General features: G+C 64.0%; 30 protein-coding genes and 2 pseudogenes. 25 read left to right on the top strand and 7 right to left on the bottom strand.

Annotated elements, in window-relative coordinates:
- A pseudogene (locus BLT64_RS27190) lies at positions 1–329 on the bottom strand (IS110 family transposase); the annotation flags it as partial.
- An 81-nt stretch (positions 330–410) separates the two neighbouring features.
- A complete protein-coding gene (locus tag BLT64_RS27035) occupies positions 411–641 on the bottom strand; it encodes a hypothetical protein (protein WP_198140539.1) in 231 nt (76 codons plus the stop codon).
- Between the two features lie 312 nt (positions 642–953).
- Between BLT64_RS27035 and BLT64_RS23705 the strand changes: the two genes are divergently transcribed.
- Complete coding sequence (locus tag BLT64_RS23705) at positions 954–1,994, top strand: alpha/beta hydrolase (RefSeq protein ID WP_198140540.1); 1,041 nt, start codon at positions 954–956, stop codon at positions 1,992–1,994.
- A gap of 101 nt (positions 1,995–2,095) precedes the next feature.
- Positions 2,096–2,869 carry an SDR family oxidoreductase gene (locus BLT64_RS23710; RefSeq protein WP_011749502.1) on the top strand — a complete coding sequence of 258 codons (774 nt, stop codon included), beginning with the start codon at positions 2,096–2,098 and terminating at the stop codon, positions 2,867–2,869.
- Between the two features lies 1 nt (position 2,870).
- On the opposite strand, the gene BLT64_RS23715 is transcribed toward BLT64_RS23710, so the two are convergent.
- Positions 2,871–3,764: a LysR family transcriptional regulator gene (locus BLT64_RS23715; protein ID WP_011749503.1), complete on the bottom strand. Its 894-nt coding sequence runs from the start codon at positions 3,762–3,764 to the stop codon at positions 2,871–2,873.
- Positions 3,765–3,909: 145 nt separating this feature from the next.
- Between BLT64_RS23715 and BLT64_RS23720 the strand changes: the two genes are divergently transcribed.
- From BLT64_RS23720 to BLT64_RS27525, 10 genes are all read left to right on the top strand, one after another.
- Positions 3,910–4,383, top strand: a complete 474-nt coding sequence (locus tag BLT64_RS23720; RefSeq protein WP_011749504.1) for a cytochrome P460 family protein — start codon at positions 3,910–3,912, stop codon at positions 4,381–4,383.
- A gap of 46 nt (positions 4,384–4,429) precedes the next feature.
- Positions 4,430–5,104, top strand: coding sequence for a DUF4405 domain-containing protein (locus BLT64_RS23725; RefSeq protein WP_011749505.1), 675 nt, complete (start codon positions 4,430–4,432; stop codon positions 5,102–5,104).
- Positions 5,105–5,390: 286 nt separating this feature from the next.
- The gene (locus tag BLT64_RS23730) at positions 5,391–6,305 is read left to right on the top strand and encodes an alpha/beta hydrolase (RefSeq protein ID WP_128493040.1); all 915 of its coding nucleotides are present in this window, start codon (positions 5,391–5,393) and stop codon (positions 6,303–6,305) included.
- Between the two features lie 29 nt (positions 6,306–6,334).
- Positions 6,335–6,904 carry a flavodoxin gene (locus tag BLT64_RS23735; RefSeq protein WP_011749507.1) on the top strand — a complete coding sequence of 190 codons (570 nt, stop codon included), beginning with the start codon at positions 6,335–6,337 and terminating at the stop codon, positions 6,902–6,904.
- Between the two features lie 45 nt (positions 6,905–6,949).
- Positions 6,950–7,933 carry an aldo/keto reductase gene (locus BLT64_RS23740; RefSeq protein WP_011749508.1) on the top strand — a complete coding sequence of 328 codons (984 nt, stop codon included), beginning with the start codon at positions 6,950–6,952 and terminating at the stop codon, positions 7,931–7,933.
- Between the two features lie 48 nt (positions 7,934–7,981).
- Complete coding sequence (locus BLT64_RS23745) at positions 7,982–9,148, top strand: aldo/keto reductase (protein WP_011749509.1); 1,167 nt, start codon at positions 7,982–7,984, stop codon at positions 9,146–9,148.
- A gap of 10 nt (positions 9,149–9,158) precedes the next feature.
- Positions 9,159–10,148, top strand: coding sequence for an aldo/keto reductase (locus BLT64_RS23750; protein ID WP_011749510.1), 990 nt, complete (start codon positions 9,159–9,161; stop codon positions 10,146–10,148).
- Between the two features lie 28 nt (positions 10,149–10,176).
- Positions 10,177–11,163: an alpha/beta hydrolase gene (locus BLT64_RS23755; RefSeq protein ID WP_011749511.1), complete on the top strand. Its 987-nt coding sequence runs from the start codon at positions 10,177–10,179 to the stop codon at positions 11,161–11,163.
- 87 nt (positions 11,164–11,250) lie between these two features.
- Complete coding sequence (locus BLT64_RS23760) at positions 11,251–11,439, top strand: hypothetical protein (protein ID WP_049792389.1); 189 nt, start codon at positions 11,251–11,253, stop codon at positions 11,437–11,439.
- A 113-nt stretch (positions 11,440–11,552) separates the two neighbouring features.
- A complete protein-coding gene (locus BLT64_RS27525) occupies positions 11,553–12,134 on the top strand; it encodes a transposase (protein WP_011749513.1) in 582 nt (193 codons plus the stop codon).
- Positions 12,135–12,161: 27 nt separating this feature from the next.
- Here BLT64_RS27525 and BLT64_RS23770 read toward each other — a convergent pair whose 3' ends face one another.
- Positions 12,162–12,929 carry an IclR family transcriptional regulator gene (locus tag BLT64_RS23770; protein WP_011749514.1) on the bottom strand — a complete coding sequence of 256 codons (768 nt, stop codon included), beginning with the start codon at positions 12,927–12,929 and terminating at the stop codon, positions 12,162–12,164.
- A gap of 598 nt (positions 12,930–13,527) precedes the next feature.
- Here BLT64_RS23770 and BLT64_RS27775 point away from each other — a divergent pair.
- Positions 13,528–13,695: pseudogene (locus BLT64_RS27775) on the top strand (transposase); the annotation flags it as partial.
- Positions 13,696–13,723: 28 nt separating this feature from the next.
- Here BLT64_RS27775 and BLT64_RS23780 read toward each other — a convergent pair.
- Complete coding sequence (locus BLT64_RS23780) at positions 13,724–14,197, bottom strand: tripartite tricarboxylate transporter TctB family protein (RefSeq protein ID WP_157137447.1); 474 nt, start codon at positions 14,195–14,197, stop codon at positions 13,724–13,726.
- A 225-nt stretch (positions 14,198–14,422) separates the two neighbouring features.
- Here BLT64_RS23780 and BLT64_RS23785 point away from each other — a divergent pair, with 225 nt between their 5' ends.
- The 10 genes from BLT64_RS23785 to BLT64_RS23835 all read left to right on the top strand — a co-directional run bounded on the left by BLT64_RS23785 (position 14,423) and on the right by BLT64_RS23835 (position 24,018).
- Positions 14,423–15,301 carry an alpha/beta fold hydrolase gene (locus tag BLT64_RS23785; protein ID WP_011749516.1) on the top strand — a complete coding sequence of 293 codons (879 nt, stop codon included), beginning with the start codon at positions 14,423–14,425 and terminating at the stop codon, positions 15,299–15,301.
- Complete coding sequence (locus BLT64_RS23790; RefSeq protein ID WP_011749517.1) at positions 15,298–15,675, top strand: MerR family transcriptional regulator; 378 nt, start codon at positions 15,298–15,300, stop codon at positions 15,673–15,675. The genes BLT64_RS23785 and BLT64_RS23790 overlap by 4 nt, the downstream gene beginning before the upstream one ends.
- Positions 15,676–15,712: 37 nt before the next feature.
- Positions 15,713–17,314 (top strand): MFS transporter, encoded by a 1,602-nt coding sequence (locus tag BLT64_RS23795; RefSeq protein ID WP_011749518.1) that lies wholly within the window; start codon positions 15,713–15,715, stop codon positions 17,312–17,314.
- Positions 17,315–17,422: 108 nt separating this feature from the next.
- Positions 17,423–18,505 carry a type 2 periplasmic-binding domain-containing protein gene (locus BLT64_RS26130; protein WP_041530336.1) on the top strand — a complete coding sequence of 361 codons (1,083 nt, stop codon included), beginning with the start codon at positions 17,423–17,425 and terminating at the stop codon, positions 18,503–18,505.
- Between the two features lie 12 nt (positions 18,506–18,517).
- Positions 18,518–18,913, top strand: coding sequence for a (R)-mandelonitrile lyase (locus BLT64_RS23805; protein WP_011749519.1), 396 nt, complete (start codon positions 18,518–18,520; stop codon positions 18,911–18,913).
- A gap of 150 nt (positions 18,914–19,063) precedes the next feature.
- Positions 19,064–19,993: an NAD(P)-dependent oxidoreductase gene (locus tag BLT64_RS23810; protein WP_011749520.1), complete on the top strand. Its 930-nt coding sequence runs from the start codon at positions 19,064–19,066 to the stop codon at positions 19,991–19,993.
- A gap of 34 nt (positions 19,994–20,027) precedes the next feature.
- Positions 20,028–20,402, top strand: coding sequence for a carboxymuconolactone decarboxylase family protein (locus tag BLT64_RS23815; protein WP_041530337.1), 375 nt, complete (start codon positions 20,028–20,030; stop codon positions 20,400–20,402).
- Between the two features lie 121 nt (positions 20,403–20,523).
- Positions 20,524–21,525 (top strand): TRAP transporter substrate-binding protein, encoded by a 1,002-nt coding sequence (locus BLT64_RS23820; protein ID WP_011749522.1) that lies wholly within the window; start codon positions 20,524–20,526, stop codon positions 21,523–21,525.
- A gap of 193 nt (positions 21,526–21,718) precedes the next feature.
- On the top strand, positions 21,719–21,874 hold the full coding sequence (locus BLT64_RS27040) for a hypothetical protein (RefSeq protein ID WP_157137448.1): 156 nt from the start codon (positions 21,719–21,721) through the stop codon (positions 21,872–21,874).
- A gap of 731 nt (positions 21,875–22,605) precedes the next feature.
- Positions 22,606–24,018 (top strand): aldehyde dehydrogenase family protein, encoded by a 1,413-nt coding sequence (locus tag BLT64_RS23835; protein WP_011749524.1) that lies wholly within the window; start codon positions 22,606–22,608, stop codon positions 24,016–24,018.
- Between the two features lie 24 nt (positions 24,019–24,042).
- Here the strand turns inward: BLT64_RS23835 and BLT64_RS27045 are convergent, their stop codons facing one another.
- Positions 24,043–24,201 carry a hypothetical protein gene (locus tag BLT64_RS27045; RefSeq protein WP_157137449.1) on the bottom strand — a complete coding sequence of 53 codons (159 nt, stop codon included), beginning with the start codon at positions 24,199–24,201 and terminating at the stop codon, positions 24,043–24,045.
- 85 nt (positions 24,202–24,286) lie between these two features.
- The gene (locus BLT64_RS23840; protein WP_261766767.1) at positions 24,287–24,565 is read right to left on the bottom strand and encodes an enoyl-CoA hydratase-related protein; all 279 of its coding nucleotides are present in this window, start codon (positions 24,563–24,565) and stop codon (positions 24,287–24,289) included.
- A gap of 101 nt (positions 24,566–24,666) precedes the next feature.
- Between BLT64_RS23840 and BLT64_RS27050 the strand changes: the two genes are divergently transcribed.
- Together BLT64_RS27050 and BLT64_RS23850 are read left to right on the top strand one after the other, a co-directional pair.
- Complete coding sequence (locus BLT64_RS27050) at positions 24,667–24,861, top strand: hypothetical protein (protein ID WP_041530339.1); 195 nt, start codon at positions 24,667–24,669, stop codon at positions 24,859–24,861.
- A gap of 150 nt (positions 24,862–25,011) precedes the next feature.
- Positions 25,012–25,661: ISL3 family transposase (locus BLT64_RS23850; RefSeq protein WP_139171656.1), on the top strand; the 650-nt coding region annotated here is incomplete at its 3' end.

Here is a 25,661-nt window from a genome sequence, read left to right on the forward strand (position 1 = left end):
CCACGCTTGAAGGTCTGCATAGGTGGTGCGAATACCTCCACCGCCATGGCTGTGATCGGGCCGATGCCCGGCATCGTCTGCAAGCGGCGTATTTCTTCGCCGAATTGGGCTTCGCGACGAAGCGTTTTCTCGAGGTCTGCAATTTTGGCGTTCAGCTGTTCGATCTGCTCGAGGTAGATCCGGCCGATATCGCGAACCAGCTGCGGAATTGCGACATCGGTCGCGTCCAGTGCTTTGGCCAGAGACTTCAGGTGAGCCGGTCCTTGCGGCACAACGAGACCGTGTTCTGCGAGGTGGCCGCGCAGGGCATTGATCAGTTGCGTCTGTTCCGCCAGATGCTGCGCATAAAGGCCTGCGACCTGTTCCTTCACGCCGCCGTTCGGATGGGCGACGACGATGGCCGGGTAGTTCTATTCGGGATCATAACCCGCCGGGGTATAGACATTGGCGGAAATCTCAAGCCCGTTGAGGTCGTAGGTGACCGGATGGATATTGACCTGTTCCGGCTTGTTTTCCGTGATCGCGCCTTCATAGGTCAGGGTGAACGGGTTCTGCTGATAGTCCGCTGCCATGACGCCGCTGGCGGCCAGGGTCATCATCGCCGTCATGAGCGACGTCTTGAAAATAATACGCTGATTCATTTGGTTACTCCTCTGCAGGGCGCTGAGCGGATTGCTCCACACGCTCTCAATGCCGGAAATACCTAGCTGGCCTTTGTCGCAGAACTTCCTTCGAATTGTAATAATTTGTAATGCTCCACCCGGTCGCATGTCCCGGTCTCCAAGCCGCGCAAGTAGCCGGTTCCGGATTTCATTTATTATCTGAGCTTATAGGCTTTATCGAATCGCGCCGGCTTATCGGCTGGTCCGTTCCGGCCTAGCTTTGTCCGGACGGCATACAGATGATGGAGAGGGGAAAAATTGAGGTTTTCTATGAACTTTCTGGGGGCATGTATGGTCTCGACCGGTATTCTCGCGGCTGCCAGTGCCTCGGCGCAGCAGGCCGAGCCGCTTGTGATCAGCGAGCAAGGCAGCTTCTTCGCGGGCGGCTCGGTCGTCACCACGCCAGGCACCTACAACAACAATGTGCCGACCGCCGAGGGGCAGAGCATCCACGGCGATCACCTCTACACCTTCTACCAGATTCCGCAGGATGCGAAGTCCACGCCTATCGTGATGCTGCATGGCCACATGCAATCGGCGCGCAGTTGGGAGACGACGCCGGACGGGCGCGAGGGCTTCCAGACCCTGTTCCTGCGCAAGGGCTATCCGGTCTATCTGGTCGATCAGCCGCGCCGGGGCCGGGCCGGCAACAGCCTTGAGGCCGCGACCATCGAGCCGACACCGCTCGATCAGTTGTTCTTCGACCAGTTTCGCCTGGGCATTTGGCCCGATTATTTCGAGGGCGTCCAGGTCGACCAGAGCCCGGAGACGCTGGAGCAGTTCCTGCGCTGGATCACCCCGAACACCGGCCCCTATGATCCGAATGTAGTCGCGGATGCGATGTCGGCGCTGGTCGACAGGACCGGCCCGGCGATCCTGTTCACCCATTCGCAGGGCGGCGGCCCCGGCTGGCTGACGGCGATCAGGAACGAGGACATTCGAGCAATCGTCTCCTACGAGCCGGGCAGCGGCTTCGTCTTCCCCGAAGGGGAGGTGCCGGAGACCATGCCGAGCGCGGGCGGGCCGCTGGCGGCGGAAGCCGTGCCGCTGGAGGATTTCCAGAAGCTGACCCGCTTCCCGATCCTGATCTACTATGGCGACAACTTCCCCACCGAGCCGACCGAGCGCCGCGGCGAGGACATCTGGCGCGTGCGGCTGGACATGGCGAAGCTGTGGGTCGAGGCGGTCAACCGTCATGGCGGCGACGTCACGCTGGTTCACCTGCCCGAGATCGGCATCACCGGGAACACGCATTTCCCGTTCTCGGACCTGAACAACGTCGAGATCGCCGATCACACCGCGCAGTTCCTGGCTGAGAAAGGTCTGGACTGACTTTCGGACAGGGCCACGTCATCGGCGTGGCCTGTTCATCGGACGCAGCTTGTGGCCGGGTTCGATGATCGACCCGGCCGCAATCCTTTCAGGGGAGTGAAATGAGCAAGGATTCAGGTGTGCTTCTGGTCGTGGGCGCGACCGGCAGCATCGGGCAGCGTGTCGTCACGGCGGGTCTGGCGCATGGCTATACCGTGCGCGCGCTGCTGCGCGATGCGTCTCGCGCACAGGACTTCCCGGCAAATGTCCAGACCGTCGTGGGTGACATGACCCGGCCCGAGACCCTTGCGGCTGCGGTCGATGGGGTCGGTGCGATCGTGTTCACCCATGGCAGCTACGGCAATCCGGCGGCTGCGGAGGCGGTGGATTATGGCGCCGTGCGCAATGTGCTGGCGGCTCTTGGCAACCGGACGGCACGGATCGCGCTGATGTCCACCATCGGCGCGACGGATCGCCGGGGTTCGCATGACTGGAAGCGGCGGGGCGAACGGCTGGTGCGCGCCAGCGGGTTTCCCTATACCATCGTTCGCCCGGCCTGGTTCGACCACAACCGGCCCGACCAGTTGAAGCTCCTGATGTTGCAGGGCGACAAGGATCTGGCCGGCAATCCCTCGGACGGGGTGATCGCCCGGCGCCAGATTGCCGAGGTGCTGGTGCGCAGCCTGTCCTCGGAGGCCGCCCTGCGCAAGACTTTCGAGCTTCATGCCGAAACCGGGCCGGAGGAGGAGGATTTCGACATGGTGTTTGCGCCGCTGGCCGCCGATCCTGCCGATGCGCTGGACGGTGCGAAGGACAAGGCCAACATGCCGCTCGCAGACGAACCCGCGCAGATTCGTGCGGAACTTGAAGCGGTGCGGGGTCGCGCGGCGGGCTGACCTATTCCCGATACCGCAGCCGGTCCAGCAGCAGCGCAAACGCAGGGGACGGGTGTTTCCGGCTGGGATAATAGAGGTGATAGCCTGGAAATCGCGGGCACCAGTCCTCCAGCACGCGGATCAGGCGGCCTTCCGCGATGTAAGGCAGAGCCTGATCCTCGGGCAGATACGCGATGCCCAGGCCATCCAGCGCGCAGGCGACCCGTAAGCCAAGGGTGTTCAGCACCAACTGCCCTTCGCTGCGCACCTTCACCTCATGCCCGTCCTTTTCCAGCCCCCATTGGAAGATGCCGCCATAGGTCGGAAGGCGGGAGCTGATGCAGTTGTGGGCGATCAGATCCTCGGCCGTTTGCGGGATCGGGCGATGCTCGAAATAGGTGGGCGAAGCCACCACCGCCATGCGCATCTCTGGCCCGATCCTGACCGCAACCATATCCTTGGCCAGTTGCTCGCCGAGGCGGACGCCGGCGTCATAGCCTTGGGCCACGATGTCAGTCAGTCCGTAGTCGACGATCAGCTCGACCTTGATGTCGGGATACTCCGGCAGGAACGTCGCCAGCGCCGGTTGCAGGATCGAGACCGCCGGATGTTCGCCCGTGGTGATACGGATCGTGCCCGCGGGCTTGTCACGCATGGCGCTGAGATCGGCCAGCGCGGTTTCGATCTCGTCAAACTTCGGTGAGATCGTCGTGAGCAGCCGTTCACCGGCCTCGGTTGGCGACACGCTGCGCGTGGTCCGGGTCAGCAAGCGGATGCCCAGCCTTTCCTCCAGATTGCGGATCGACTGGCTCAGCGCCGACTGGGAAATCCCCAGCTTCGCGGCCGCTTTGGTGAAGCTGCGCTCGCGCGCGACGGTGGCAAAGGTGGCGAGCGCGTTGAAGTTTTCGTTCGACATTTATCACCTCACCTAATGACCGTATGCGGTTTACCCCATCTAATCGATTGGAGCCTTTGCACATAGTATTTTTTGCCACTGGACGCCCTGGTTTCGGATTCGGGACGCGCCGCGCCCAGCCGCAATCCATGAGCCAGGAGTTCCGATGACGTTTTCCCTGCGACGCCTAGCCCTTGTTGCCGCCCTCGGAGTTACACCGTTCGCAGCTTGGTGGGCCGCCGCCGAGGAAACACGCGTCACCTTCCCCGATCTGGATGCGCTCATCCATTACACCACCGTCACCCGTGGCAATGTGGTCGAGCATATGCTGACCACGCAAGAGGCCATTGACGCGGTGCAGGCGGGTCAGCCGATCCCAGCCGGCACGCATGTCGTGCTGGTCGACTACCGTGATGGCTCGGATGAGGTTTATCGATATTTAGTGATGCAGAAGGGCGAGGGCTGGGGCGACGACTTCGATGAGCGTCGTCGCACCGGCGACTGGCAGTTCCAGTTCTACTGGGGCGACCGTTCGATCAACATGGATGAGAACACCGCCCGCTGCCAGCGATGCCACCAGTCACGGGCAAGTTCAGATTATATGTATACTTACAACGACCTGCGGAGGTTCGGGCAGTGAAGGCCGTTCTGCCCCCCGCCAGACCTCTCCTGCCGCAGGATTGCCGATGACCATTCGCATCCGCATCCTCCTGGACTTCCTCGCCGTCGGGCTTTTCGTCGCCGGTCTCGCCTATTGGTGGCAGGACAACCTGACGCATGAAGTGATCGGCACGATCTTCTTCGCCCTGCTGATCGCCCACAATGTCTTCAACCGGCGCTGGTATGGCACGGTGAAGAAGGGGCGCTACGATCCGCCCCGCACTCTCAATACCATCGTGATCGCGGGTATGGCGATCTCGATGCTGATCCTTCTGGGCACCAGCATCCTGATCTCGCAGGACGTCTTTGCCGCCCTGGCGCTGGACGGAGCCTTCGCGGTGCGCGCGGCGCATATGTTTGTCGCCTATTGGGCGCTGGTGTTTCTGGCCGTGCATCTCGGCACGCGCTGGCAGATGGTGATGAATGTCACGCGCCAGGCGCTTGGCATCAAGGGGACGAGCCCCCTGCGGACCTGGACGCTGCGCGCCGCTACCGCCATTGTCGCGGTGAAAGGCGTCCTGGCCACGCTTGAGATGGGGTTGGGGACCAAACTGCGCTTTGAATACGCGCTCGACATGTGGGATTTCAACGAAAGCACGCTGGGGTTTTTCGCGAACTACCTGTCGATCATCGGGCTTTATGCGGCGCTGACCTGCTACGGCCTGACCTTCTTGCGCGAACGCAAGCGCCGCAAGGCGTGAATGCTGCCGTGGCGCATCCTTGGGTGCGCTGCGGATTGATTAGTATATCTTATAATATCATGCGGATTGAGGCGGCTAATCCCTGCGATGGCCGTTCTCTATATTTCTGTCAGGCACGACGGATGCTCGTGACGCGCGATGGCGCATCGGTGAGCCGAGGCGGCATTCCCGCCTGATCGAGGCCCGGAGAACACAACACATGCGAAGAACATTCTGTCTGATCCCGTTTCTGCTCGCGCTGGCACCGCTCGCCGCCGCGGAAGAACGGCCTGCCGGGGAGGTTGCCATGATCGCGGAACAAAGCGTCGAGGTTCTGGGCGAGCATCTGACAGCCGACGGGCGGCTAGCCGACATTCTCGACAATCCCGCCTTTGCCGGATTTGCCGAGCGCATCCTGCCTTGGGCAGGCCGCCGCTACGACCCCGCAATGCCGCTCGGCCAGATGGCCAGTCTGCTGCCCTATCATAGCGCCGTCGATACCGGCACGGTCGTCGCTGCCCTGAACCGGATGATCGACGACGCGGGCGCCGGTCAGACGGTGTTCTACGACATCTACTCCGAAGCGGAGAGGCGGGCCGACCCCGCCAAAGCCGCGACCGGCCTGTTCTTCTACCGGGGCCGCCCCGGTGCCCCCTTCGCGGTGATCGCGCCGGGCGGCGGCTTCTCCTATGTCGGTTCGGTGCATGAGGGCTTCCCCTATGCAGAGGCGATCAGCGATCTCGGGCTGAACGCCTTCGTCCTGACCTATCGTGCTGGCCAGGGCGGTCAGGTCGCCACCGAGGATCTGGCCGCTGCAATCACCTGGATTTTCCGCAACGCGGAAGAACTGGGTGTCGGCACCGACGGCTATTCCCTGTGGGGCAGTTCGGCGGGCGCCCGGATGGCGGCCTATATCGGCTCGCACGGGCCTGCCGCCTTCGGTGGGGCCAATCTGCCGAAGCCGGCTGCCGTCGTCATGGCCTATACCAGCCATTCCGATCTGGCCGAGACAGAGCCGCCGACCTTCGTGGTCGTGGGCGAACGGGACGGCATCGCCCCGCCCGGCAACATGGAGCGCCGGATCGCCGCCCTGCGCCGGATCGGCACGCCGGTCGAATATCACCTCTTTCCCAATGTCGGTCACGGCTTCGGGGCCGGCACCGGCACCAGCGCCGAGGGCTGGATCGCCGAGGCCGTTCGTTTCTGGCGGCAGCAATTGTGAGGGGCGCAAGCGCGAAAGGAAGAAAAGCCATGGACAGAATCCGACGGGCAATGCTGCGCTTCATCCCAATATGGGCTGTCGGGCTCCTCGCCGCACTAAGTGTCGGGGCGGCTGCCGCTTATGAAGCAGGACCAGGCAATCTGGTCGTGTATTTCTCGCGCAGCGGAAATACGCGCGTCATCGCGGGCCAGATCGGCCGGGCGATGGACGCGCAGGTCTTCGAGATCATTCCCGCGACACCTTACCCGGAAGATTACGAGGAAACCGTCGCGCAGGCGACGCGCGAACGGGAGAGCGGCTATGAGCCGCCGCTGGAATCCAGCGTCGAGAACATCGCGGACTACGACACGATCTGGCTCGGGTTCCCGATCTGGGGAGGGTCGGTTCCGCCCGTCATCCGTTCGTTCCTGTCGGGGCACGACCTGTCCGGCAAGACGCTGATCCCCTTCATTACCCATGGCGGCTACGGCACCGGCAACAGCCTGGCCGTCGTCGCCGAACACGCACCGCAAGCGAGGCTTGTCGAGCCGTTCGTGCTCGAGGCCGATCAGGAACGGCGCACGCTGGAGCGGGTGACGGACTGGCTTGGGCAACGATGAGAAATCGCGCCGCAGGTCTCTGCGGTGCAATGATGGAGAAAGACGATGAAAACAAGGAGGCTTGGAAGCAGCGGGCTGGAAGTCTCGGCGCTCGGTCTCGGCTGCATGGGCCTGAGCTATGGATATGGACAGGCCACCGGGCACGGTGATGCAATTCGTCTCATTCGCACCGCCCATGCCCGTGGTGTCACCTTTTTCGACACCGCCGAGGCTTATGGGCCTGGTCTCAATGAGGAGATTATAGGAGAGGCGCTGCAACCCGTTCGCGAGCATGTGGTGATCGCCACGAAGTTCGGCTTCAGGGACGGTGTGCCAGCGAACGGTCTCGACAGCCGCCCCGAGCGCATCCGCCACGTCGCAGATGCGGCTTTGAAACGCCTCCGGACCGATCATATCGACATCTTCTACCAGCATCGCGTCGACCCGAACGTGCCCATCGAAGATGTGGCAGGCACGGTCAGGGACCTCATCCATGAAGGCAAGGTGCGTCACTTCGGATTGTGTGAGGCTGGCGCCGACACGATCCGCCGTGCGCAGGCGGTGCAGCCTCTGGCAGCCTTGCAAAGCGAATATTCCATGTGGTGGCGGGAACCGGAGACCGAAATCCTTCCGCTTCTCGATGAGCTTGGTATCGGCTTTGTGCCGTTCGCACCGCTCGGCAAAGGATTTCTGACAGGCAAGATCGACCAGAACGCCACCTTTGCGAAAGACGACTTTCGGGCATCCGTGCCGCGTTTCTCGCCCGAGGCGCTCAAGGCAAATCAGGCGCTCGTCGACGTCATCGCGTCAATCGCTTCGGACAAGAACGTGACGCCCGCGCAGATCGCGCTGGCATGGTTGCTTGGCCAGCGACCCTATATCGTCCCGATTCCCGGCACCACCAAGCTGAATCGGCTGGACGAGAACATTGGAGCGGCAACTGTCGCGCTGTCTTCTGACGAGATGGCGCTGATCGGCCAGTCGCTCGACGCCATCGCCGTGCGGGGCGACCGCTATCCGGCATCCCACCAGCAATTCGTCAACCGCTGAGGGCGCGCCGTTCAGACGCGACCTCTCCCGAACACAAGGACAACAGACATGACAAACGAACAGAAACTGAAGATCGGGCGGCGGGGTTTCCTGGGTGCGGCGGGCGGCCTGGCCGCGGCGCCGCTGCTCGTCTCGACCGGCTCCGGGGTCTCCGCACAGGAAGCCGCGCAAGGGACGGGCATCTATGCCACCGCCCCCTCGTTGAGTGGTCGGCGGATGCTGGGAACGCTGGAGGTGTCGAGCATCGGCCTTGGCGTTCAGAACATGCACCGCACCTATCAGACGACGATCCCGTCGCGGCCAGAGATGATCAACATCATCCGCACCGCCCATGACCGTGGCGTCACGTTCTTCGATACAGCCGAAGCCTATGGCCCGCATGAATGCGAGCGGATTCTGGGCGAAGCCGTTGAGCCGTTCCGGGACGAGGTGGTGATCACCTCGAAGTTCGGCTGGAACATCGACCTGGAAACCGGCGAGCGGCTGCCGGGCCTGAACAGCAAGCCCGATCACATCAAGCTGGCGGTCGACGGTATGCTGAAGCGGCTGCGCACCGACCGCATCGACCTGCTCTATCAGCACCGCGTCGACCCCGAAGTGCCCATCGAGGATGTCGCCGGCGCGGTCAAGGATCTCGTGGACGAGGGCAAAGTCCTGCATTGGGGGCTTTCGGAGATGGGGCTCGGGACGCTGCGCCGCGCCCATGCCGAACTGCCCGTGACGGCCGTCCAGAGCGAGTATTCGATGCTCTGGCGCGGGCCGGAAGATGAGGTGCTGTCCGTCTGCGAGGAACTCGGCATCGGCTTCGTGCCGTGGAGCCCGCTCGGTGTCGGCTTCCTGACCGGCGCGATCGACGCCGGCACCCGCTTCGCCGAGGGCGACATCCGTGGGGTTGAGACACGCTTCGCGCCTGAGAACCTGCCGGCGAACCTGGCGCTGGTGGCGCTGCTGAAGGATTGGGCCGGCAGGAAGCAGGCCACCGCCGGACAGATCGCGCTCGCCTGGCTTCTGGCCCAAAAGCCCTGGATCGTCCCGATCCCCGGCACGACGCAGATGGCGCATATGCTGGAGAACATCGGCGCGGCCGCGATCAGCTTCACGCCCGACGAGATCTCCGAACTCAACATGGCCGTCGCGGCGATCGAGCTGCGCGGCCAACGTCTCCCCGACGCCGTTCTGGCCTTCTCGAATGTCGAGGCTCCGGCAAGGAATTAAGGAAGTAGACATGAAAAGCAGAAATCTAGGAAATCTTGAGGTCTCGGCCCTCGGCCTCGGCTGCATGGGGATGACGGGCGTTTACGGTCCGGGCGTCGAAAAGGCCGACATGATCCGGCTTATCCACGACGCGCATGACCGCGGCGTGACCTTCTTCGACACGGCCGAAGCCTATGGCCCCTTCGCCAACGAGGAATTGCTTGGCGAGGCGCTTCAGCCGATCCGCGACAAGGTGGTGATCGCCACCAAGTTCGGCTTCGACATCGACCTGGAGACCGGCGCCCGCAACGGCGGCACCAACAGCCGTCCCGAACGCATCAAGGCGGTGGCGGACGCGGCGCTCAGGCGGCTGCGCACCGACCGCATCGACCTGTTCTACCAGCACCGCGTCGATCCGAACGTGCCGATCGAGGATGTCGCCGGAGCGGTGAAAGACCTGATCGCCGCGGGCAAAGTCAAGCATTTCGGCCTGTCGGAAGCCGGGGTCGGCACCATCCGTCGCGCCCATGCCGTCCAGCCCGTGACTGCGGTGCAGAGCGAGTATTCGCTGTTCTGGCGTGGGCCGGAAGTGGAGCTTCTGCCGGTGCTGGAGGAACTCGGTATCGGCTTCGTGCCCTTCAGCCCGCTGGGCGCGGGTTTCCTGACCGGCAAGATTGACGAGACCACCACCTTCGAGCAGGGCGATTTCCGCAACCTTGTTCCGCGCTTCTCGCCCGAGGCCCGCAAGGCCAACATGGCGCTGGTCGGCGTGGTCAAGAGCGTGGCGGATCGCAAGGGCGCGACGCCCGCCCAGGTCACGCTCGCCTGGCTGCTGGCACAGAAGCCCTGGATCGTGCCGATCCCCGGCACCACCAAGCTGCACCGTCTTGAGGAGAACCTGGGCGCGGTCGAGCTGGAGCTGACGGCCACCGATCTCGCGGAGATCGACGCCGAGGCGTCGAAGATCGAAGTCCAGGGCGAGCGCCTGCCCGAGGCCGTGCTGAAGATGACCGGCCTGTGAGCGCGTTGAAATTGAAAGGATCAATCAGATGAACGACACCAAGATCAGCGACTTCACCCCTGTTTATCGGGGCGCGATCACCGCGAATGAATCGGGCAAGGTCAACGTCCACCCGGTCACATACAAGCTGCATGGCCTGGATATTGCCGCGAACGTCTATACCCCGGCGGGTTACGACCCGAGCCAGAAATACCCCGCCATCGCCGTGGCGCACCCCAATGGCGGCGTGAAGGAGCAGACCGCCGGCCTCTATGCCCAGCACCTTGCCGAACAGGGCTACATCACCATTACCGCCGATGCGTCCTATCAGGGTGCCAGCGGCGGCGAGCCGCGCAGCGTGGACAAGCCCTCGAACCGCATCGAGGACATTCACGGCATGGCCGATTTCATCACCCAGTATCCCGGCGTCGATGCCCGGCGTCTGGGCCTGTTCGGTATCTGCGGCGGCGGCGGGTATTCGCTGGCGGCGGCAAAGACCGACAAGCGGTTCAAGTCGGTCGCGACGCTCAGCATGTTCAACTCGGGCCGCGTGCGCCGCAATGGGTTCGCGGATTCGGCCCTGGACAGCATCCAGCAGCGGCTTCGGCAAGCGTCGGAGGCCCGTGCGCAGGAGGTGGCCGGTGGGAAAATCCTCTATGCCGGTGACGCCGACATGACCGATGAGCAGATCGCGGCGCTGCCGTTCGAGATGTATCGCGAAGGCTACATGTATTACTGGCGGACGCACGCCCATACCGGCTCGACCTTCAAATACACGATGAGCAGCCTGCTCGACCTGATGCGGTGGGATGCCACCGACCAGATCGAACTGATCGACCAGCCCTTGCTGATGATCGCCGGCAGCAAGGCCGATAGCCTCCATATGTCCGAAGATGCCTTTCCCAAGGCCACTGGCACCGAGGACAAGGAGCTGTTCCTGATCGAAGGGGCCTCCCATATCCAGACGTATTGGGTTCCCGAATATGTGGCGGCGGCGATGGGCAAGCTGACGCCGTTCTTCGCGCGGACCCTCTAATCTCACTGCGTCACAAAGTCGAGAATAGGGGATTCGGGGGCGTTCGTGATGTGATAGGCTGCCAATTTGCGGTTGTGGATGGGGTCGATGGGCGAGTTTGAAGACGGTGGGACGGCGGAGTTCGAGGGTTACGTGGAAGCGCCGGTCGGGGTGATCGGCCATGCTGATCGCGCCGAGCCGCTGCGGGATTACTGCCTGGGGCTGATGATGCTGGTGGCGCGCAAGAGCGTCGAGCCGTTGGCGGCGGTGACGGCACCGGAACGGGTTTCGGCCTAACATCACTCCCTGCTACATTTCGTCGGCCAGCCGCCCTGGTCGGATGCGGCGCTGGTCGCGCGGGTTCGCGACTGGGTGCTGCCGCGGATGGTGGCACGCGGCGTGGATCATTGATGACACCGGTTTTCCCAAGAAGGGCAAGCATTCGGCCGGGGTCGCGCGGCAAGCAGGACAACTGCCAAGCCGCGGTCAGCCTCTCGATCGCGAACGAGAAGGCAAGCCTGCCGATTGCCTGGCGACGTTATCTTCCAGATCATTGCGCGCAGGATCCGGTGCTTCGGCGGAAGGCGAAAATCCCCGACAACCTTGTCTTCCAGACCAGGTCGCAGATCGCGCTTGACCAGATCCGTACCGCAGCCGCGGTGAGGGCTCCGTGCGGGGTGGTTCTGGCCGATGCAGGCCATGGTGCCGATGGCGCTTTCCGGGCAGGCTTGTCCGAACTCGGCCTCTACTATGTTGTTGGCGTGCAGCCAACCCTGAGCGTCTGGCGGCCCGACGAGGCGCTGTTGCCGTCCGACGCCATCGCGGCCCTGAACGCTGCGTTCCACAAGGCGATGACCGATCCAGAGATCCGGTTACGGGAGGATGTGGAACTTTACCCGACCACCCCCGAGGAACTGGGCGCGACGATTTCGCGCGACATCGGCGTCTGGCGTGAAATCGTCGGGACCGCCGAAATTCCGGTCAACAGATAGGCCGCCGCAGCCTGGTCCGGGCGGTGCTCAGGCCAGCCGCGCTGACCACTTCCGGCAGTAGTCCAGCAGCGTCCGGGTAAGTTCCTCCTCCCGCGGGCGCAATTCGGCGGATTTCCCCACCAGCGTGACCGAAGCCACCGGGCGCCCGTCGCTGCCGCGCAGGCAGGACGCGATGGCATAGCGGTCGACATTGCTGCGATAGTTCACGGCATAGCCATTCTCTATAATCGCGTAATACTGCGACAGGAACGCCTCAACGAGATCCCGCTCCTCGGCAGGCCGCTGTGCCAGAAACTTGTCACGGCGGTTCGTGTCCTCGAAGGCCAGAAGGACCTTGCCCCCCGCGGTGTTCAGCATGGTGCGCCGGATATTGGTGCGCGACTCATAGCTCATGATCGGGTCGCGTCCGGCAACCGAGATGTAGATCAGCGCCTCGCCGGCCTGTACCCCGAGATAGACCGGCAGACAGCAGTGTTCATGCAGTTCCCGCAGATCGTCATTGTTGAGAAAACGTGTGGCTTCGTGGCCGTTCGCCATGGTCAGCGAGTACATCGCCGGCCCCATATAGAACCGACCCTCGCTCTGATAAAGCCAGCCACGGGCCAACAGGCCGCTGATGAACCCGTGCAGCGAGCTCTTCGCCCCGCCGACCTTGCGCGCGAGTTCCGAGAATGTCATGCCGGGATTGCCCGACACATGCTCCAGAATGTCGCTGACCCGATCGATGGTCCGGTGGTTCTGCGGGACATGCCGCTGGCGTCCCGCAGGGATCGGGGGGGGAACGTCGGTGCTCATCGGCTCCTCATGCTTCGGATGTGCGAACATCCGTTCAGCTTTAGCAGATAACCTTTTTGCCGAACACACGAAAGCTTGATGTGGAATGGACGTGACTTCACCCCCGATGGCAGTCCAGAGCAAGTTGCCACGACAGAAAGAAAGACCTCAGCATAGCGCGGGCCCGGAACACCTACCCCGAGCAGACTGAGGGGCATGAAGCCGAGACTAGGTGCTTCCAGTGCTGACGGAAGCTCCAACCCGGGCCCATGCTAGAACAGGGCTCGCAGCGGCGACGAGCGGGGTGTCGGGATTGAAATGGCGTCCGGGAAAAGAACCCAGGCACCTTGGTGGATCGGCAGGTCTCCGTCCGAACTAGGGCGTGTGGGGATTCATCGTGAGTTGATAACGGCGGTAGCGAGGTAGACCATTGCTTCAAAGCCCTGATCGGTTTTGTAGGCACGCAAGCCGCTGTTTCAGGCAAGGCTCATCATCAAACGGAAAGATGCCGAGGCCGAGGCAGCGGAGCGTTCTCTGAGGGCGACCAGGCAGGGACATCAGCGCCGCCGTCCCAATCAGACCATGCTTGCCGACGACCGTGGCTGTGACGGGGTTTTTCATGGTCCTGACCTCGATCCCGGCAACCGATATGACGGCCGAAGCTGTTCTGGATCTCTATCGGCTGCGCTGCCAGATCACCTTCAAGCGCCTCAAAAGCAGACTTGGCATCCACACGCTGCCGGCCAAGGATCCGCAACTGGCCAGAACCTGGCTGACAGCGCATCTCATTCTGGCGATGATGATCGACGAGGCGGTCAACGACGTCCTCGACTCTTTTCCCTGCGGGGACAGCAGTCGAACAGCGGCACCTGCAATTGGAATCCATAGCCGAACAGCAGCACGGCGATTAGGGCGAGTCCTGCCGCCAGCAGCAGTTTACCCGGCAGGCGCAGCGCATCGCTGGCATGGATGGCGGTCAGCGAGGCCACCATTACCGCCGGAACCAGCCCGAAGCGCGGGATCAGTAGCGAGAACAGCAGGATCGCGCCCAGAAGGCAGACTGTGGAGCGCAGGCCGACCCGTGCCGGGGTGCCCCTGCGTTGCAGTGCGCTCAGGGTGATTCCAAGGCCGAGCGTGGTGACGACTCCGCCTGCGAGCGCGGGGAACATCCCCGGACCCATACGCCCCAACGGCCCGATGGGCAGATCGAACAGGGCGACCCCCAAAGCATAGGCCCCGGTGGCAAACAGCAGGCCACCGCCGAGGACATCCTTGTAGTCCTTTGACAACACGTTGATATCCCCCGGTGGCAACTGCCTTCCTCTTTCAAGCTTGCAGAACCGGAACGCTTACGGCAATTTTCGCATAAATGAACAGATTATCGAACATGCGAATAGACTGGCGATGAGAGAGGAAAGCTGTCAACCTTTCCGTCGCAGCCGCCGTCCGATCCACCGCCGGCAGGCGGGTGCACTGCGCGCCCTGTCCGTTCCGTTTCAATTGAAGGCCACACGATGCCCGACTTCACCCTCTCGACAGTGCGCAGGCTGCGGGTTCGGGATCTGGACATATGCCTGCGTGAATGGGGCGCGTCCGACGCCCCGCCGCTGGTTCTGCTGCATGGAATACGCGACAATTCCATCACCTTTCAGTTTCTCGTCGACGAACTGGAGCAGGACTGGCACATCTTTGCGCCCGACCTGCGCGGGCACGGACAGACCGGGCGCGCGGGCATCCTGTGGCAGCAGGACCTTCTGGCCGATTGCAGCGCACTTCTGTCGCGGCTTTTCGGGGATCGTCCGGTGCCGGTTCTGGGCCACAGCATGGGCGGCAACCTTGCTCTTGTCCTTGCCGGGTTACGTCCGGCGCAGGTGTCGAAGGTCGTGTCGCTGGATGCGCTGGGGCCGCCGCCAGCGCGGGCAAGCCAGACTCCGGTGTCCGAACTCGTGCTCCATCTAGATCTGGCCGAGCGGCGCGGTTTCCGGCCCGAACGCCGCTATGGATCGGTAACACAGATGGCGGAACGGCTCTGCGCCGCCCACCCGCGTCTGAGCATGGCCCGCGCACTCTGGCTGGCGCGTCACAGCCATCGCGCCGAGGCGGACGGGTCGCTTACTTGGCTCCACGATATCAATATTCCCCGGTCGTTGAGTTTCCTGACCGCCGAACGGGACTGGATCGACATATTCCGGCGGATCCGCTGCCCGGCTCTTTATCTCGCATCCGCCGATACCACGCGCCATCTGGCACAGGACGGCGATGCGCCGATTCTCCGACGCATGGCCGCGATTGCGGACGGACGTTGGCAGCGGATTCCAGAAACCTCGCATAATTTGCACTACGAGGAACCGGTCCTGATCGCGGCGCTGCTGGAGGAGTTTTGGCGGGAATGAACAATTCGGGGCTCACTCTGCGCGAGATCTGTGCTCAACTCGATCTGACGGAGCGTGCTGTGCGCTACTACGAATACCTCGAACTGCTGCGCCCGCACTGCGTGGCGGGCAAGGGGCGCTACGGCCCACACGAGATCGCACGGCTCAAACTCATCCGGCGTGGCCGCCGGTTCGGCATGAGGCTTGAGGCTCTGCCGCAATGGCTGGAACTCTATAATGTTGCCGGCGAACGGCGGCAGATGGAAATCTGGTGCGAGATCAGCACCGAGTTGCGCCGGAACATGATCGAACAGCAAGCGCGCCTCAGTGAGAGCCTTGCCGGGCTTGACCGGGCGGATGCCGAGGCCCGGACCCGGCTGGCAGGCGCTGTGTAGGCCAGCACCATATGAAATCCGCCAGTTCGAGATCCCGATGAGCCAGACACTTGCCGTATTCCGCAACCGGACTTTCCGTGGACTCTGGCTCGGGACGGTGGCCTCGAACATGGGCGGCTTGGTGCAACAGGTCGGCGCGGCTTGGCTGATGGCGACGATGACCAGTTCGGCGACGATGATCGCGCTGGTTCAGGCCTGCGTCACCCTGCCGATTATGCTCGGCTCCTACCCCGCCGGGGTTCTGGCCGATTGCCGCGACCGGCGCAGGATCATGCAGGTGGCGCAGATCTTCATGGCGGTGGTATCGGCGGCCCTGGCGGTTCTGGCCTGGATGGGGCAGGTCACCCCGGTTGTGTTGCTGGTGTTCACGGCGCTCGTCGGCTGCGGAACCGCGCTGCAATTCCCGGCATGGCAGTCCTCCATCGGCGGGCTGGTGGTGCGGGACGAACTGCCGGCGGCGATTTCCGCCAATGCGATGGGCACCAATCTGACCCGCAGCCTCGGCCCGGCCCTTGGCGGCGCGATCGTCGCCGCTGCGGGATCGGCCATGGCCTTCGCCGTGAACGCCCTGTCCTATCTGGCGGTCATCGTCGCATTGTGGCGCTGGCGGCCTGCGCGGTCCGAAAACGATCTGCCGGCTGAGAGCCTTTTCCCTGCGATGCGCGCCGGTGTGGTGTATTGCCTGTCTTCAGGCGACAAGTTGGGGGCGATCTGGCGTGGATTTCTGTTCTGCCTGGCGGCGATCGGGGTGCAGGCCCTGCTGCCCGCGCTGGTGCGCGACGAGATCGCGGGTGGCGCCTCTATCTATGGGATCATGCTGGGGGCCTTCGGGGCGGGTGCGGTGGGTGCGGCGCTGGTCAGCACCCGCCTCCGCGCCCGCTACGGGCTGGAGACCACCTGCCGGCTCGGCTTCGTCGCCTTCGCGCTTGCCGTCGCGGCGCTGGCCATTGCGCCGGGGCTTGGCCTTGGGATCGCCGCGCTTCTGGTCTGCGGCGCAGCCTGGCTGACGGTGCTGTCTTTGGTGAACATCTCGATTCAGGTCTCGACGCCGAAATGGGTTCTGGGCCGGATGATGGCCATCTACATGACGGCGATCTTCGGGGGCATGACGCTGGGAAGCTGGCTCTGGGGCTACGTCTCTACCCTGGGCGGCCTGCACCTCGCCCTGCTGCTGTCGGCCGGCCTGCTGCTGCTCGGTGCGGCCTGGGGGCTTTGGGCGCCGCTGGTCGCCGCCGAGCCGGACAGCATACTGCCGGCAGAGCTCCCCGCCTCACCGCAGCCCCGCGTTGCGCTGGGCCATGACAGCGGTCCGGTGCGGATTTCGGTGGAATATGTGATCCCGGTCGAGCGGGAAGGCAGCTTCCTGACCGTAATGGAGGCGCGCCGCCGCAGCCGCGCCCGGTCAGGGGTGTCGAACTGGTCGCTGTACCACGATGTCGAAGCCCCCTCGCAATGGATCGAGACCTACGGTTTCGCCACCTGGGGGGACTATCTGCGCCAGCGTGCGCGCAAGACGCGACAGGACGAGGCCATAATCGCGCAGTTGCATGCGCTCCATCACGGCGATCATCCGCCGCAGGTGCGCCGGATTGTAGGGACTCGCCGTCCGCAGACCCTGCGGGCACCACCTTTGCCGTGAAATAAAGTTTTTGACCTTAAACAGTCTTATTGATTTAAATGATTATATGTGCCAGAACATGGCAGGAGGACGCTGATTCCCGGTCGGCGCGACGCGAGGGAGAGAAACGTGAAATCCACCACCATGGTGGCGACCGCCGCCCTTTGCCTTGTTGCGCCCCTTGCGGGGGCCGGAGCCTTGACCTTTGCGCATGGTTTCCAGCCGGCCCATATCGTCTGTGCCCATGGCCTCGACCCATGGATGGCATGTGTTGCCGAGCGGGGCGGCGGCGAGATCGAGTTCAACCATTTCCCCGGCGACCAGATCTCGTCGCATCAGGGCGCAGTTGATGCGCTCAACAGCGGGCTGACGCAGATTTTTGGCGTGATTCTGTCCTATGTCAGCGAGGAGATGCCGAACGGCATCTCGCTGCTGCCCGACATGGGCAGGTCCTCGGCGGAGCTGGTCGCGACCTATCGCAAAGCGCTGGAGACCGACGGCCGGCTGATCCAGGAATATCACGCCAACCAGCTTCAGCCGATCTTCCTGAACCTGCTGCCGCCCTACAAGTTCCTGTCCGGCGTCGGACCCGTCGATACGATCGAGAAGTTCGCGAACCTCAAGGCGTCCATCGGCGGTGGCAGCCAGATGATGATGGCGCAGGCCATGGGGGCCGGCCCGGTCTATATCACCGCCGCCGACCTGTATGTCTCGATGCGGCGCAAGACTGTGGACGGTACCTTCCTGACGCTGGCCAGCGCCAAGCCCCATTCGCTGACCGCGGTGATGAACGCGGTCAGCGCGAACGGGTCCTTCGGCTCGGGTGAACTTTCACGACGGCGATGCGCCGGACGTTCTGCCGGGCATTTCGATGCGCGTCTTCCCGGGGCACAGTCCGGGGGTGCAGGGCGTGCGGGTCAGCACCCCGCGCGGGCCGATCCTGTTCGCTTCGGATGCGGCGCATTACTATGCCAATGTGGCCAATGTGCTGCACCGCAAACCCTTCGTGGTGACGGTCAGCACCATCGACACCCTCGCCTCCTACAGCCGGATGCTGGCGGTGGCGGGTGGAATCGACCGGCTGATCCCAGCCCACGACCCGAAAATCCGCCGCCTCGACCCCTCGCGGGTGGTCAACGAGGTGGCCCTGATCTCCCTCCACACCCCGAGCCCATCGACCCGGTGGAACTCGCGCGGTTCGATGATTTCTGACCGGAGCCGACCATGCGTATCGTCAAAGCCGGAAGCCAGCCGTCCTTCATCGGGCCGGCGGACCATTTCACCGGGCGCGTCCGCGTCGATCCGGTGTTCAGTTGCGAGGCCCCGGCTCGCGCCAAGGGTGCGAAGGTGACCTTCGAGCCCGGTGCCCGCACCCACTGGCACACCCATCCGCTGGGCCAGACCCTGATCGTCACGCAAGGATGCGGCCATGTCCAATGCTGGGGCGGTCCGGTCGAGACGGTGACCGAAGGCGACTGCATCTGGTTTCCGCCCGGCGAAAAGCACTGGCACGGCGCCAGCGCTACTACCGCCATGACGCATCTCGCGGTGTCCGAACCGCTGGATGGCGTAAGCGTGGCATGGATGGAGCCGGTCGGCGACGACGACTACCCCGGCTGAGGGTCGGGCTGCCCGCTCCCGCCGGCCCGGCCTCCTTGGCCAAGGGCCGCTCGGACATCGCTTCCATGCCCGTCCGGACGGCCTTGATTTCGGAACATGACACCCCCGCCGGCAAGCCAGCGCCGGGCGGCATCGGGAAAGGACTGTCTGATGAAAATTGGCTTTATCGGCCTGGGCAAGATGGGGCGCGGCATGGCCGCCAACCTGCAAACGGGCGGCGCCGCTTTGGTAGTGGCCGACCTGTCCCGCACCGCCGCCGAGGAGTTCACCGTGCGGGGCGCCACCTGGGCCGAGACCCCGGCGGACCTTGCGCGGGATTGCGGGATCGTCTTCACCTCGTTGCCGACCCCGGCGGATGTGCGCAACGCGGGCTTCGGCCCGCGCGGGCTGGTCGAAGGCATGGCACCGGGTACGGTCTGGCTCGACCTGTCGACCAACAGTGTCGACGTGGTGCGCCAGATCCATGCCGAACTTGCGCCGAAAGGCATCCATTTCATCGATGCCCCGGTCAGCGGCGGGCCCGCCGGTGCCGCCAGCGGCCAGTTGGCGATCTGGTGCGGCGGCGAACGCGAGGTTTACGACCGCTGCTTGCCCTGGCTGGAGAAGATGGCCGACCAGCCGCGCTATATCGGCGACATCGGCGCGGGCACCATCGCCAAGCTGGTCAACAACATGGCCAGCACCGCGATCATCTCGGTGCTGGCCGAGGCGCTGAGCATGGGCGTCAAGGCGGGGTTGGAACCCGGCCCACTGTGGGAGGCGATCCGCACCGGCGCCGCCGGGCGGATGCGGATGTACGACAACATCGGTCGCCGCTTCATGCAGGCGAAATACGATCCTCCCAGCTTCGCGCTGCGGCTGATCCACAAGGACGCCTCGCTGGCCTTGCAGGTCGGGCGCGATTTCGGCGTGCCGATGCGACTCTGCACGCTGGTAGAGAGCGACATCCGCGAGGCGCTGAACCGGGGCTGGGGCGAGCGCGACAGCCAGTCCTATCTGGCGCTGCAACAGGAACGCGCCGGGATCGAACCCTTCCGACTGAGTGCCGAGGCAGTCGCCCGCATTTACGCGGAAAGCTGACCGGCTTTCTGGTAATCCTACAGGAGAACACCCTATGGACAGAATCGAAACAGGCCGGCAGGTCCTCCGGGAGTTGATGGGCGAGGATTTCCTCGTCCAGCGCGCCGGTCGCCGCAACGATTTCAACGCGGCGGTGCAGGACTATACCGACGACGTGTGCTTCGGCACCGTGTGGTCGCCCCCCGGCATCGACCGCAAGATGCGCTCGATCCTCAATATCGCAATGTTGACCGCGCTCTGCCGGCCCAATCAGCTCCGCTCGCATGTCGAGGGCGCGATCAACAACGGCTGCACCGTGGAGGAACTGCGCGAGATCTTGCTGCACACCGCCGTCTACGCCGGCCTGCCGGCGGCGGTCGAGGCATTCAAGGTCGCCGAGGAAGTGCTGGAGAAGAAGAACTTGCTCTGACATCTCGTCGCGCGCCGCCCGGGTGGCGCGCGATGCACCCCTGCAGCTCGCGAGGGGCCGGGCACCGAATGGGAACCAAGACCCGGATGACCATTTCCCGCACAATTTCTGGGAGGAAAAGATGCGACTTTATGCGATCCTTGCCGCGATCACTCTGGGCTGCGCCCTGCCGGCACAGGCGGAGAAACTGGTTCTGGCGCATGGCTATGCCCCGAGCCACAACGTCCTTGTCCACGGGATCGTGCCGTGGATGGCCTGCGTCCGCGACGGCACACAGAACGCCTATGACTTCGACCATTTCCCGTCCGGGCAGATTTCTGGGCATACGCAGTCGGTGTCCTCGCTCAACAGCGGGCTGGCGGATCTGTCGGTGATCGTGGTGGCCTATTCCAGCGACAAGGTGCCGATGAACGGCATTCCGCTGCTGCCGGGCATGGGGACCACCTCGGTCGAAATGGTCGGTGCCTATCGCCGCGCGCTGTCTCAGGACGGTATTCTGGCGGGCGAATATGCCGCGATAGACACCGTGCCGCTGCTGGTCAGTATCCTGCCGGCCTATCAGGTGTTCTCAACCATCGGCCCGATCGACACGCTTGAAAAATTCGCGGGCTTCAAGGTCAGGGTGTCCGGCGGCTCACCCACCTTCATGGCGCAATCGCTGGGCGCGATCCCGATCGAGATCAACGCCACCGACATGTATATCGCACTGCAACGCAAGACGGTCGACGGCACTTTCCTCACGATGTCCAGCGCCAAGCCCTATGCCATCCACGAGCTCGTGAACGCGGTATCGACCAATGGCTCCTTCGGCTCGGGTTCCAGCGTGCTGGCGATGGACCGAGGCAAGTTCGAGGCGTTGCCACCCGAACACCGGCAGGTCTTTGTCGATTGCGGGCTCGAGGCCGAGATGGCCACTGCCGAATATGTCGATGCCGAGAACGCGGCGGTGCAGGCGGAATTCGTCACGCTGGGCATCGACGCCTTCGCTTATCCTGATGACGTGCTGGAGGTCCTGGCGGCCCGCATGTCGCAAGTGACCTCGGAGTATATCGGTCGCTTGACCGACCGTGGCCTACCTGCCGCCGAGGCGTTGCAGGAATACCAGAACGCGCGCGCCGACTGACCCCAACCTCCATGAGGGCGCTCCGCTCCCTCCCCCTTCAGGAGAGACAGATGAAAACGCTTGCTTTCGCCGCCGTCGCCTCGTTGCTGCTGACCACCGGCCTTTGGGGCCGAGACCTACAAGGTCGCCTACGGCTACACGGCCTCGGCGCGTCATTTTGCGGCCTGGCTTGGTAGCGCAGGTATCGCGATCGATGACATTGATGACGATGTCGTTCGTCACTTTGCCGAACATCGGTGTCGATGTCCTGGTGGGCGGCGATAGCTGCGTGCTTCACCAAAATATTCGCGCCGCGCCGGGCGGTTCGTTGTTTTCCTGCAAAGGAGAGATGTCGCGCGACCATCCATGAAGGTCGCCCGCCATCTTCGCCACCTGCATAAGTTGTTGCCGGAACTCGGCACGGCGACCCACGACTATGATGCCGCCCTTGTCCGCGAGTGGCGCGAGCGAATCGGGCCGGCGGACCATAACGAGCACCTTGCGCAGCTATCTTCGTTTCCTCGCGGGTGCAGGCCTCTGTCGCCCCAACCTTGATCACGCCATCCCGCCGGTCGTGCAATGGCGCCTTTCGCCATTGCCGCGGTATCTTGCTGCCGCGGATCTCGAACGCGTCGTTGCATCCTGCGATCAACTTACCAGGGGACGCCTGCGAGACCGTGCGATCCTGCTCCTGCTCGCCCGCTTGGGGCTGCGGGCGGGATGACGCCGGACTCAGACTCAGCGATCTCGATTGACGTATTCGTTGTTCACGCAGTCGTCGGCCCGCAGTTCGGTGCCGATCAGGCCGCGCATGTTTTGCAGCATCGTCTCGCTCAGCGTAGCCCGCGCGAGTTAGTTGGCGATTTCCTTACCGTCCATCGCGAGTTCCCATATCTCGCCAAAAGTTCATAATTATGAATAATGTAAAGCACTCGCCCCCACTGTCAATCAGGTGTGCGCACAGTGCGGATCGGCACCATCCGAACGTTCGGCAGAGGCGCCGAAGGGGATGCGGCTTGACACAGGGCCTACAGATTTGCCTTATATACGAAAATATATTCGTAATTATGAACTTCTGCCGGTCGAGGAGGGCCTTTTTGGATGGAATGCAATAACATACTGGTGGGCGGGACCTGGGTTCCCTCCGAAGCCGAAGCCCGGATCGAGGCGATCAACCCCGCGACGGAGGAGGTCGTGGCACGAATTCCCGACGGCACCTCGGGCGATGTGGACCGGGCGACCGCCGCCGCCGTCGCCAGTTTCGAGCGGTGGTCGCAAAGTTCCCTGGACGAACGCAAGGCCGTTCTGAACCGCCTTGCCGATCTGATCGACCGCGACCGCGAGCCGCTGCTGCGCAACATGGTCGCCGAATCGGGCCTGCCGATCACCCCGGCGGGCCGGTCGCAAGTCGACGGCGCCTCGGACGAGTTGCGGCTGATGGCCGAGGTGGTGGACCAGATCGACTGGGCGACCCACTATGGCAGCTCGCGCGTGGTGCGGCAGGCGGCGGGGGTGACCGGCGCGATCACCGCCTGGAATGCGCCGCTGCGCTCGATCATCTCCAAGGCCGGGGCGGCCATCGCGGCAGGCTGCACCGTTGTGGTCAAGCCCAGCGAGGTCACCCCGCTCAGCGCCATCGCGCTTGCCGATCTGTTCGGCGAGGCGGGTGCGCCGGATGGCGTGTTCAACCTGGTGCTGGGCCGTGGCCCGGTGATCGGCGAAGCCATCGCAAGCCACCCCGATATCGAGGTGGTCTCGCTCACCGGCTCGGTCCGGGCGGGACAGCGCGTGATGGAGCTTGCGAGCCGGATGGTGAAGCGCGTCCACTTGGAGCTCGGCGGCAAGTCGGCCAATGTCGTGCTGCGGGATGCCGATGTGGAACGCGCGGTCCAGGTCGGCATCGAGGATGCCTTCCGCAACACCGGACAGGCCTGCGGCGCGCTGACTCGTGTCGTGGTGCCGCGCCCGTCGCTGGCCAAGGCCGAGGCGGCGGCGGTGGCCAAGGTCGAAAGCTATGTGGTTGGCGATCCGATGGACCCGGCCACCACCATTGGCCCGGTCGCGACCGCCAGCCAGTTCCGCCGCGTGCGCGACTATATCGACATCGGACAGGCCGAGGGCGCGCGCCTGCTGGTCGGCGGTTCGGACCGTCCCAAGGGGCTGAACCGGGGCTATTACGTCAATCCGACCGTGTTCACCGGTGACAATTTCATGCGGATCGCCCGCGAGGAGATCTTCGGACCCGTTGTCGTCATCATTCCCTATGAGGACGAGACCGAGGCGCTACAGATCGCCAATGATTGCGACTACGGTCTGGCGGGCGCGGTCTGGGCCGCCGACACCGACCGGGCGCGGGCCTTCGCCCAGCGGATGCGGGCCGGGCGAATCCGAGTCAACGGCACGGCGATCAGCAAATACGCCCCGCATGGCGGCTTCAAGCTGTCGGGCATCGGACGGGAATGGGGTCGCTATGGCATCGAGGAGTTCTTAGAATACCAGTCGATCCACGGCTGACTGCCCGACTCGCCGCGCCGCCGCTCAGGCGGCGGCTGGTTGCCGGTATCCGGCGTGGCCCGGGGGCGGCACGATCGCCTGCCGCACCACCAGCAACGAGAGCAGCGGCGTCACGCTCCTGCCGCAGCCGAAATCGGAGCGCGGTTCCGACATCCCGCCGTGGTCCTGTCCATCATATGCCATCCGCGCCCCCCCCCCGGCTTGTCTGGTCTCAGGCTCCGGTGAATGCCGGGGCGCGCTTTTCGAGCGTGGCCGCGACCGCCTCGCGCTAGTCGGCGGTGTTCTGGACGATGGCCTGATAGGCTGCGGCCATGTCCAGCGCCGCCTCCAGCCCCATCTCGGTCGAATTGCGCAGCAAGCGCTTGTTCAGCCGGATGCTTCGCGGCGGATGGGCGGCGATGGCACGCGCCAACTCCGTCGCGCGGGGCAAAAGATCATCGGCAGTGGTCACATGGGCGACCAGCTCCCAGTCCTTCGCCTGCCCGGCGTCCAGCGCGGCACAGGTCAGCGCCATCTCCATCGTCCAATACGCGCCGGGTCGTTGAATGGAGCAGAAGCAAGCCGCAAGATCGAACTGCCGCGTCCCTGGATGCCGAAAAACTCGAAGAGATCGAGAACAGCATCCTCGCCGAGGAAATCCGTGGTGCCGTGCCGCGCTATTGGGAAGACGTGTCGGTTGGCGACGAGATCGACACCCTGACCACGGGTCCCATCGGCCTGACCGACGAGATCGCCTTCGTCGCCTCGGGTGCCGCGCCGATCCCGTGCATCTGCGCCCATCAGGTGGCGCTGAAGCGGTATCGCAAGCATCTGAAATGGGCTTTCTGCGACCCGGTCACCTAGGCGCTGGAGCCGGTCTATTCGGTACATTATTCCGACTATGCCGCGCAGTTCCAGGGTGTTGAACGGCTTGCAATAAGGGGTCTGACGCAGATTTGGTGCAGTTTAGCTTCAACCTCGCTACATTTTGGCCTTCTTTCAGGGAGGTTACCGATGACGGCATGGTTTTCACGCCGAGATTTTCTGCCGGCAGGGCTTACGGCCGATCAGATCGAGCTCGATGGCAATACCATCCGTATCCATGCCCGCTCTTCGGCGGCCGCGGCCGCCTGTCCACACTGCGGGAGCATTTCGGAGCATGTCCACAGTCGGTATCGACGTCGCCCGGCCGATGTTCCTGCGCATGGGCGAGCCGTGGAAATCGTCTTGCAGGTTCGTCGCTTTCGCTGCCGCGCGCCCGGCTGTCCGGCCCGGATTTTCGCCGAACGGTTTCCGTCCGGCGTCACCCGACCGCATATGCGACGCACCTCGCGCTTGCAGGATCTTGTGCGTCACCTCGGTCTTGCCCTCGGCGGACGACCTGCTCAGGCGCTCGCCCGGCGCCTTCTCGTGCCTGCAAGCAAAGACACGTTCTTGCGTGGGGCGCGGAGCCTGATGGGCCCCGTCTCCGAACCACCGCGTGTCATCGGCATCGATGACTGGGCATGGCGCAAGGGGCAGCGTTACGGCACGATGATCTGCGACCTGGAACGGCGGCAGGTGATCGACCTGCTGCCCGATCGCGAGCCTGCCACCGTGGAAGCGTGGCTCCGCGCACATCCCGGCATCCGGATCATCGCCCGCGACCGCAACGGCGGCTATGG

The sequence above is a fragment of the Paracoccus denitrificans genome (assembly GCF_900100045.1).
GTDB lineage: Bacteria > Pseudomonadota > Alphaproteobacteria > Rhodobacterales > Rhodobacteraceae > Paracoccus > Paracoccus denitrificans.

What these genes read in the sequence shown, in the direction of transcription:
- BLT64_RS23820 (WP_011749522.1), top strand. Translation starts at nt 20,524, where the DNA reads ATGCGACTTTATGCGATCCTTGCCGCGATCACTCTGGGCTGCGCCCTG.
- BLT64_RS23810 (WP_011749520.1), top strand. Translation starts at nt 19,064, where the DNA reads ATGAAAATTGGCTTTATCGGCCTGGGCAAGATGGGGCGCGGCATGGCC.
- BLT64_RS27045 (WP_157137449.1), bottom strand. Translation starts at nt 24,201, where the DNA reads ATGGCATATGATGGACAGGACCACGGCGGGATGTCGGAACCGCGCTCC.
- BLT64_RS23705 (WP_198140540.1), top strand. Translation starts at nt 954, where the DNA reads ATGGTCTCGACCGGTATTCTCGCGGCTGCCAGTGCCTCGGCGCAGCAG.
- BLT64_RS23710 (WP_011749502.1), top strand. Translation starts at nt 2,096, where the DNA reads ATGAGCAAGGATTCAGGTGTGCTTCTGGTCGTGGGCGCGACCGGCAGC.
- BLT64_RS23815 (WP_041530337.1), top strand. Translation starts at nt 20,028, where the DNA reads ATGGACAGAATCGAAACAGGCCGGCAGGTCCTCCGGGAGTTGATGGGC.
- BLT64_RS27035 (WP_198140539.1), bottom strand. Translation starts at nt 641, where the DNA reads ATGAATCAGCGTATTATTTTCAAGACGTCGCTCATGACGGCGATGATG.
- BLT64_RS23750 (WP_011749510.1), top strand. Translation starts at nt 9,159, where the DNA reads ATGAAAAGCAGAAATCTAGGAAATCTTGAGGTCTCGGCCCTCGGCCTC.
- BLT64_RS23745 (WP_011749509.1), top strand. Translation starts at nt 7,982, where the DNA reads ATGACAAACGAACAGAAACTGAAGATCGGGCGGCGGGGTTTCCTGGGT.
- BLT64_RS27525 (WP_011749513.1), top strand. Translation starts at nt 11,553, where the DNA reads ATGACACCGGTTTTCCCAAGAAGGGCAAGCATTCGGCCGGGGTCGCGC.
- BLT64_RS23740 (WP_011749508.1), top strand. Translation starts at nt 6,950, where the DNA reads ATGAAAACAAGGAGGCTTGGAAGCAGCGGGCTGGAAGTCTCGGCGCTC.
- BLT64_RS23770 (WP_011749514.1), bottom strand. Translation starts at nt 12,929, where the DNA reads ATGAGCACCGACGTTCCCCCCCCGATCCCTGCGGGACGCCAGCGGCAT.
- BLT64_RS23835 (WP_011749524.1), top strand. Translation starts at nt 22,606, where the DNA reads ATGGAATGCAATAACATACTGGTGGGCGGGACCTGGGTTCCCTCCGAA.
- BLT64_RS23760 (WP_049792389.1), top strand. Translation starts at nt 11,251, where the DNA reads ATGGGCGAGTTTGAAGACGGTGGGACGGCGGAGTTCGAGGGTTACGTG.
- BLT64_RS23755 (WP_011749511.1), top strand. Translation starts at nt 10,177, where the DNA reads ATGAACGACACCAAGATCAGCGACTTCACCCCTGTTTATCGGGGCGCG.
- BLT64_RS27040 (WP_157137448.1), top strand. Translation starts at nt 21,719, where the DNA reads ATGACATTGATGACGATGTCGTTCGTCACTTTGCCGAACATCGGTGTC.
- BLT64_RS23735 (WP_011749507.1), top strand. Translation starts at nt 6,335, where the DNA reads ATGGACAGAATCCGACGGGCAATGCTGCGCTTCATCCCAATATGGGCT.
- BLT64_RS23795 (WP_011749518.1), top strand. Translation starts at nt 15,713, where the DNA reads ATGAGCCAGACACTTGCCGTATTCCGCAACCGGACTTTCCGTGGACTC.
- BLT64_RS23715 (WP_011749503.1), bottom strand. Translation starts at nt 3,764, where the DNA reads ATGTCGAACGAAAACTTCAACGCGCTCGCCACCTTTGCCACCGTCGCG.
- BLT64_RS23785 (WP_011749516.1), top strand. Translation starts at nt 14,423, where the DNA reads ATGCCCGACTTCACCCTCTCGACAGTGCGCAGGCTGCGGGTTCGGGAT.
- BLT64_RS23730 (WP_128493040.1), top strand. Translation starts at nt 5,391, where the DNA reads ATGATCGCGGAACAAAGCGTCGAGGTTCTGGGCGAGCATCTGACAGCC.
- BLT64_RS23805 (WP_011749519.1), top strand. Translation starts at nt 18,518, where the DNA reads ATGCGTATCGTCAAAGCCGGAAGCCAGCCGTCCTTCATCGGGCCGGCG.
- BLT64_RS23725 (WP_011749505.1), top strand. Translation starts at nt 4,430, where the DNA reads ATGACCATTCGCATCCGCATCCTCCTGGACTTCCTCGCCGTCGGGCTT.
- BLT64_RS23790 (WP_011749517.1), top strand. Translation starts at nt 15,298, where the DNA reads ATGAACAATTCGGGGCTCACTCTGCGCGAGATCTGTGCTCAACTCGAT.
- BLT64_RS23720 (WP_011749504.1), top strand. Translation starts at nt 3,910, where the DNA reads ATGACGTTTTCCCTGCGACGCCTAGCCCTTGTTGCCGCCCTCGGAGTT.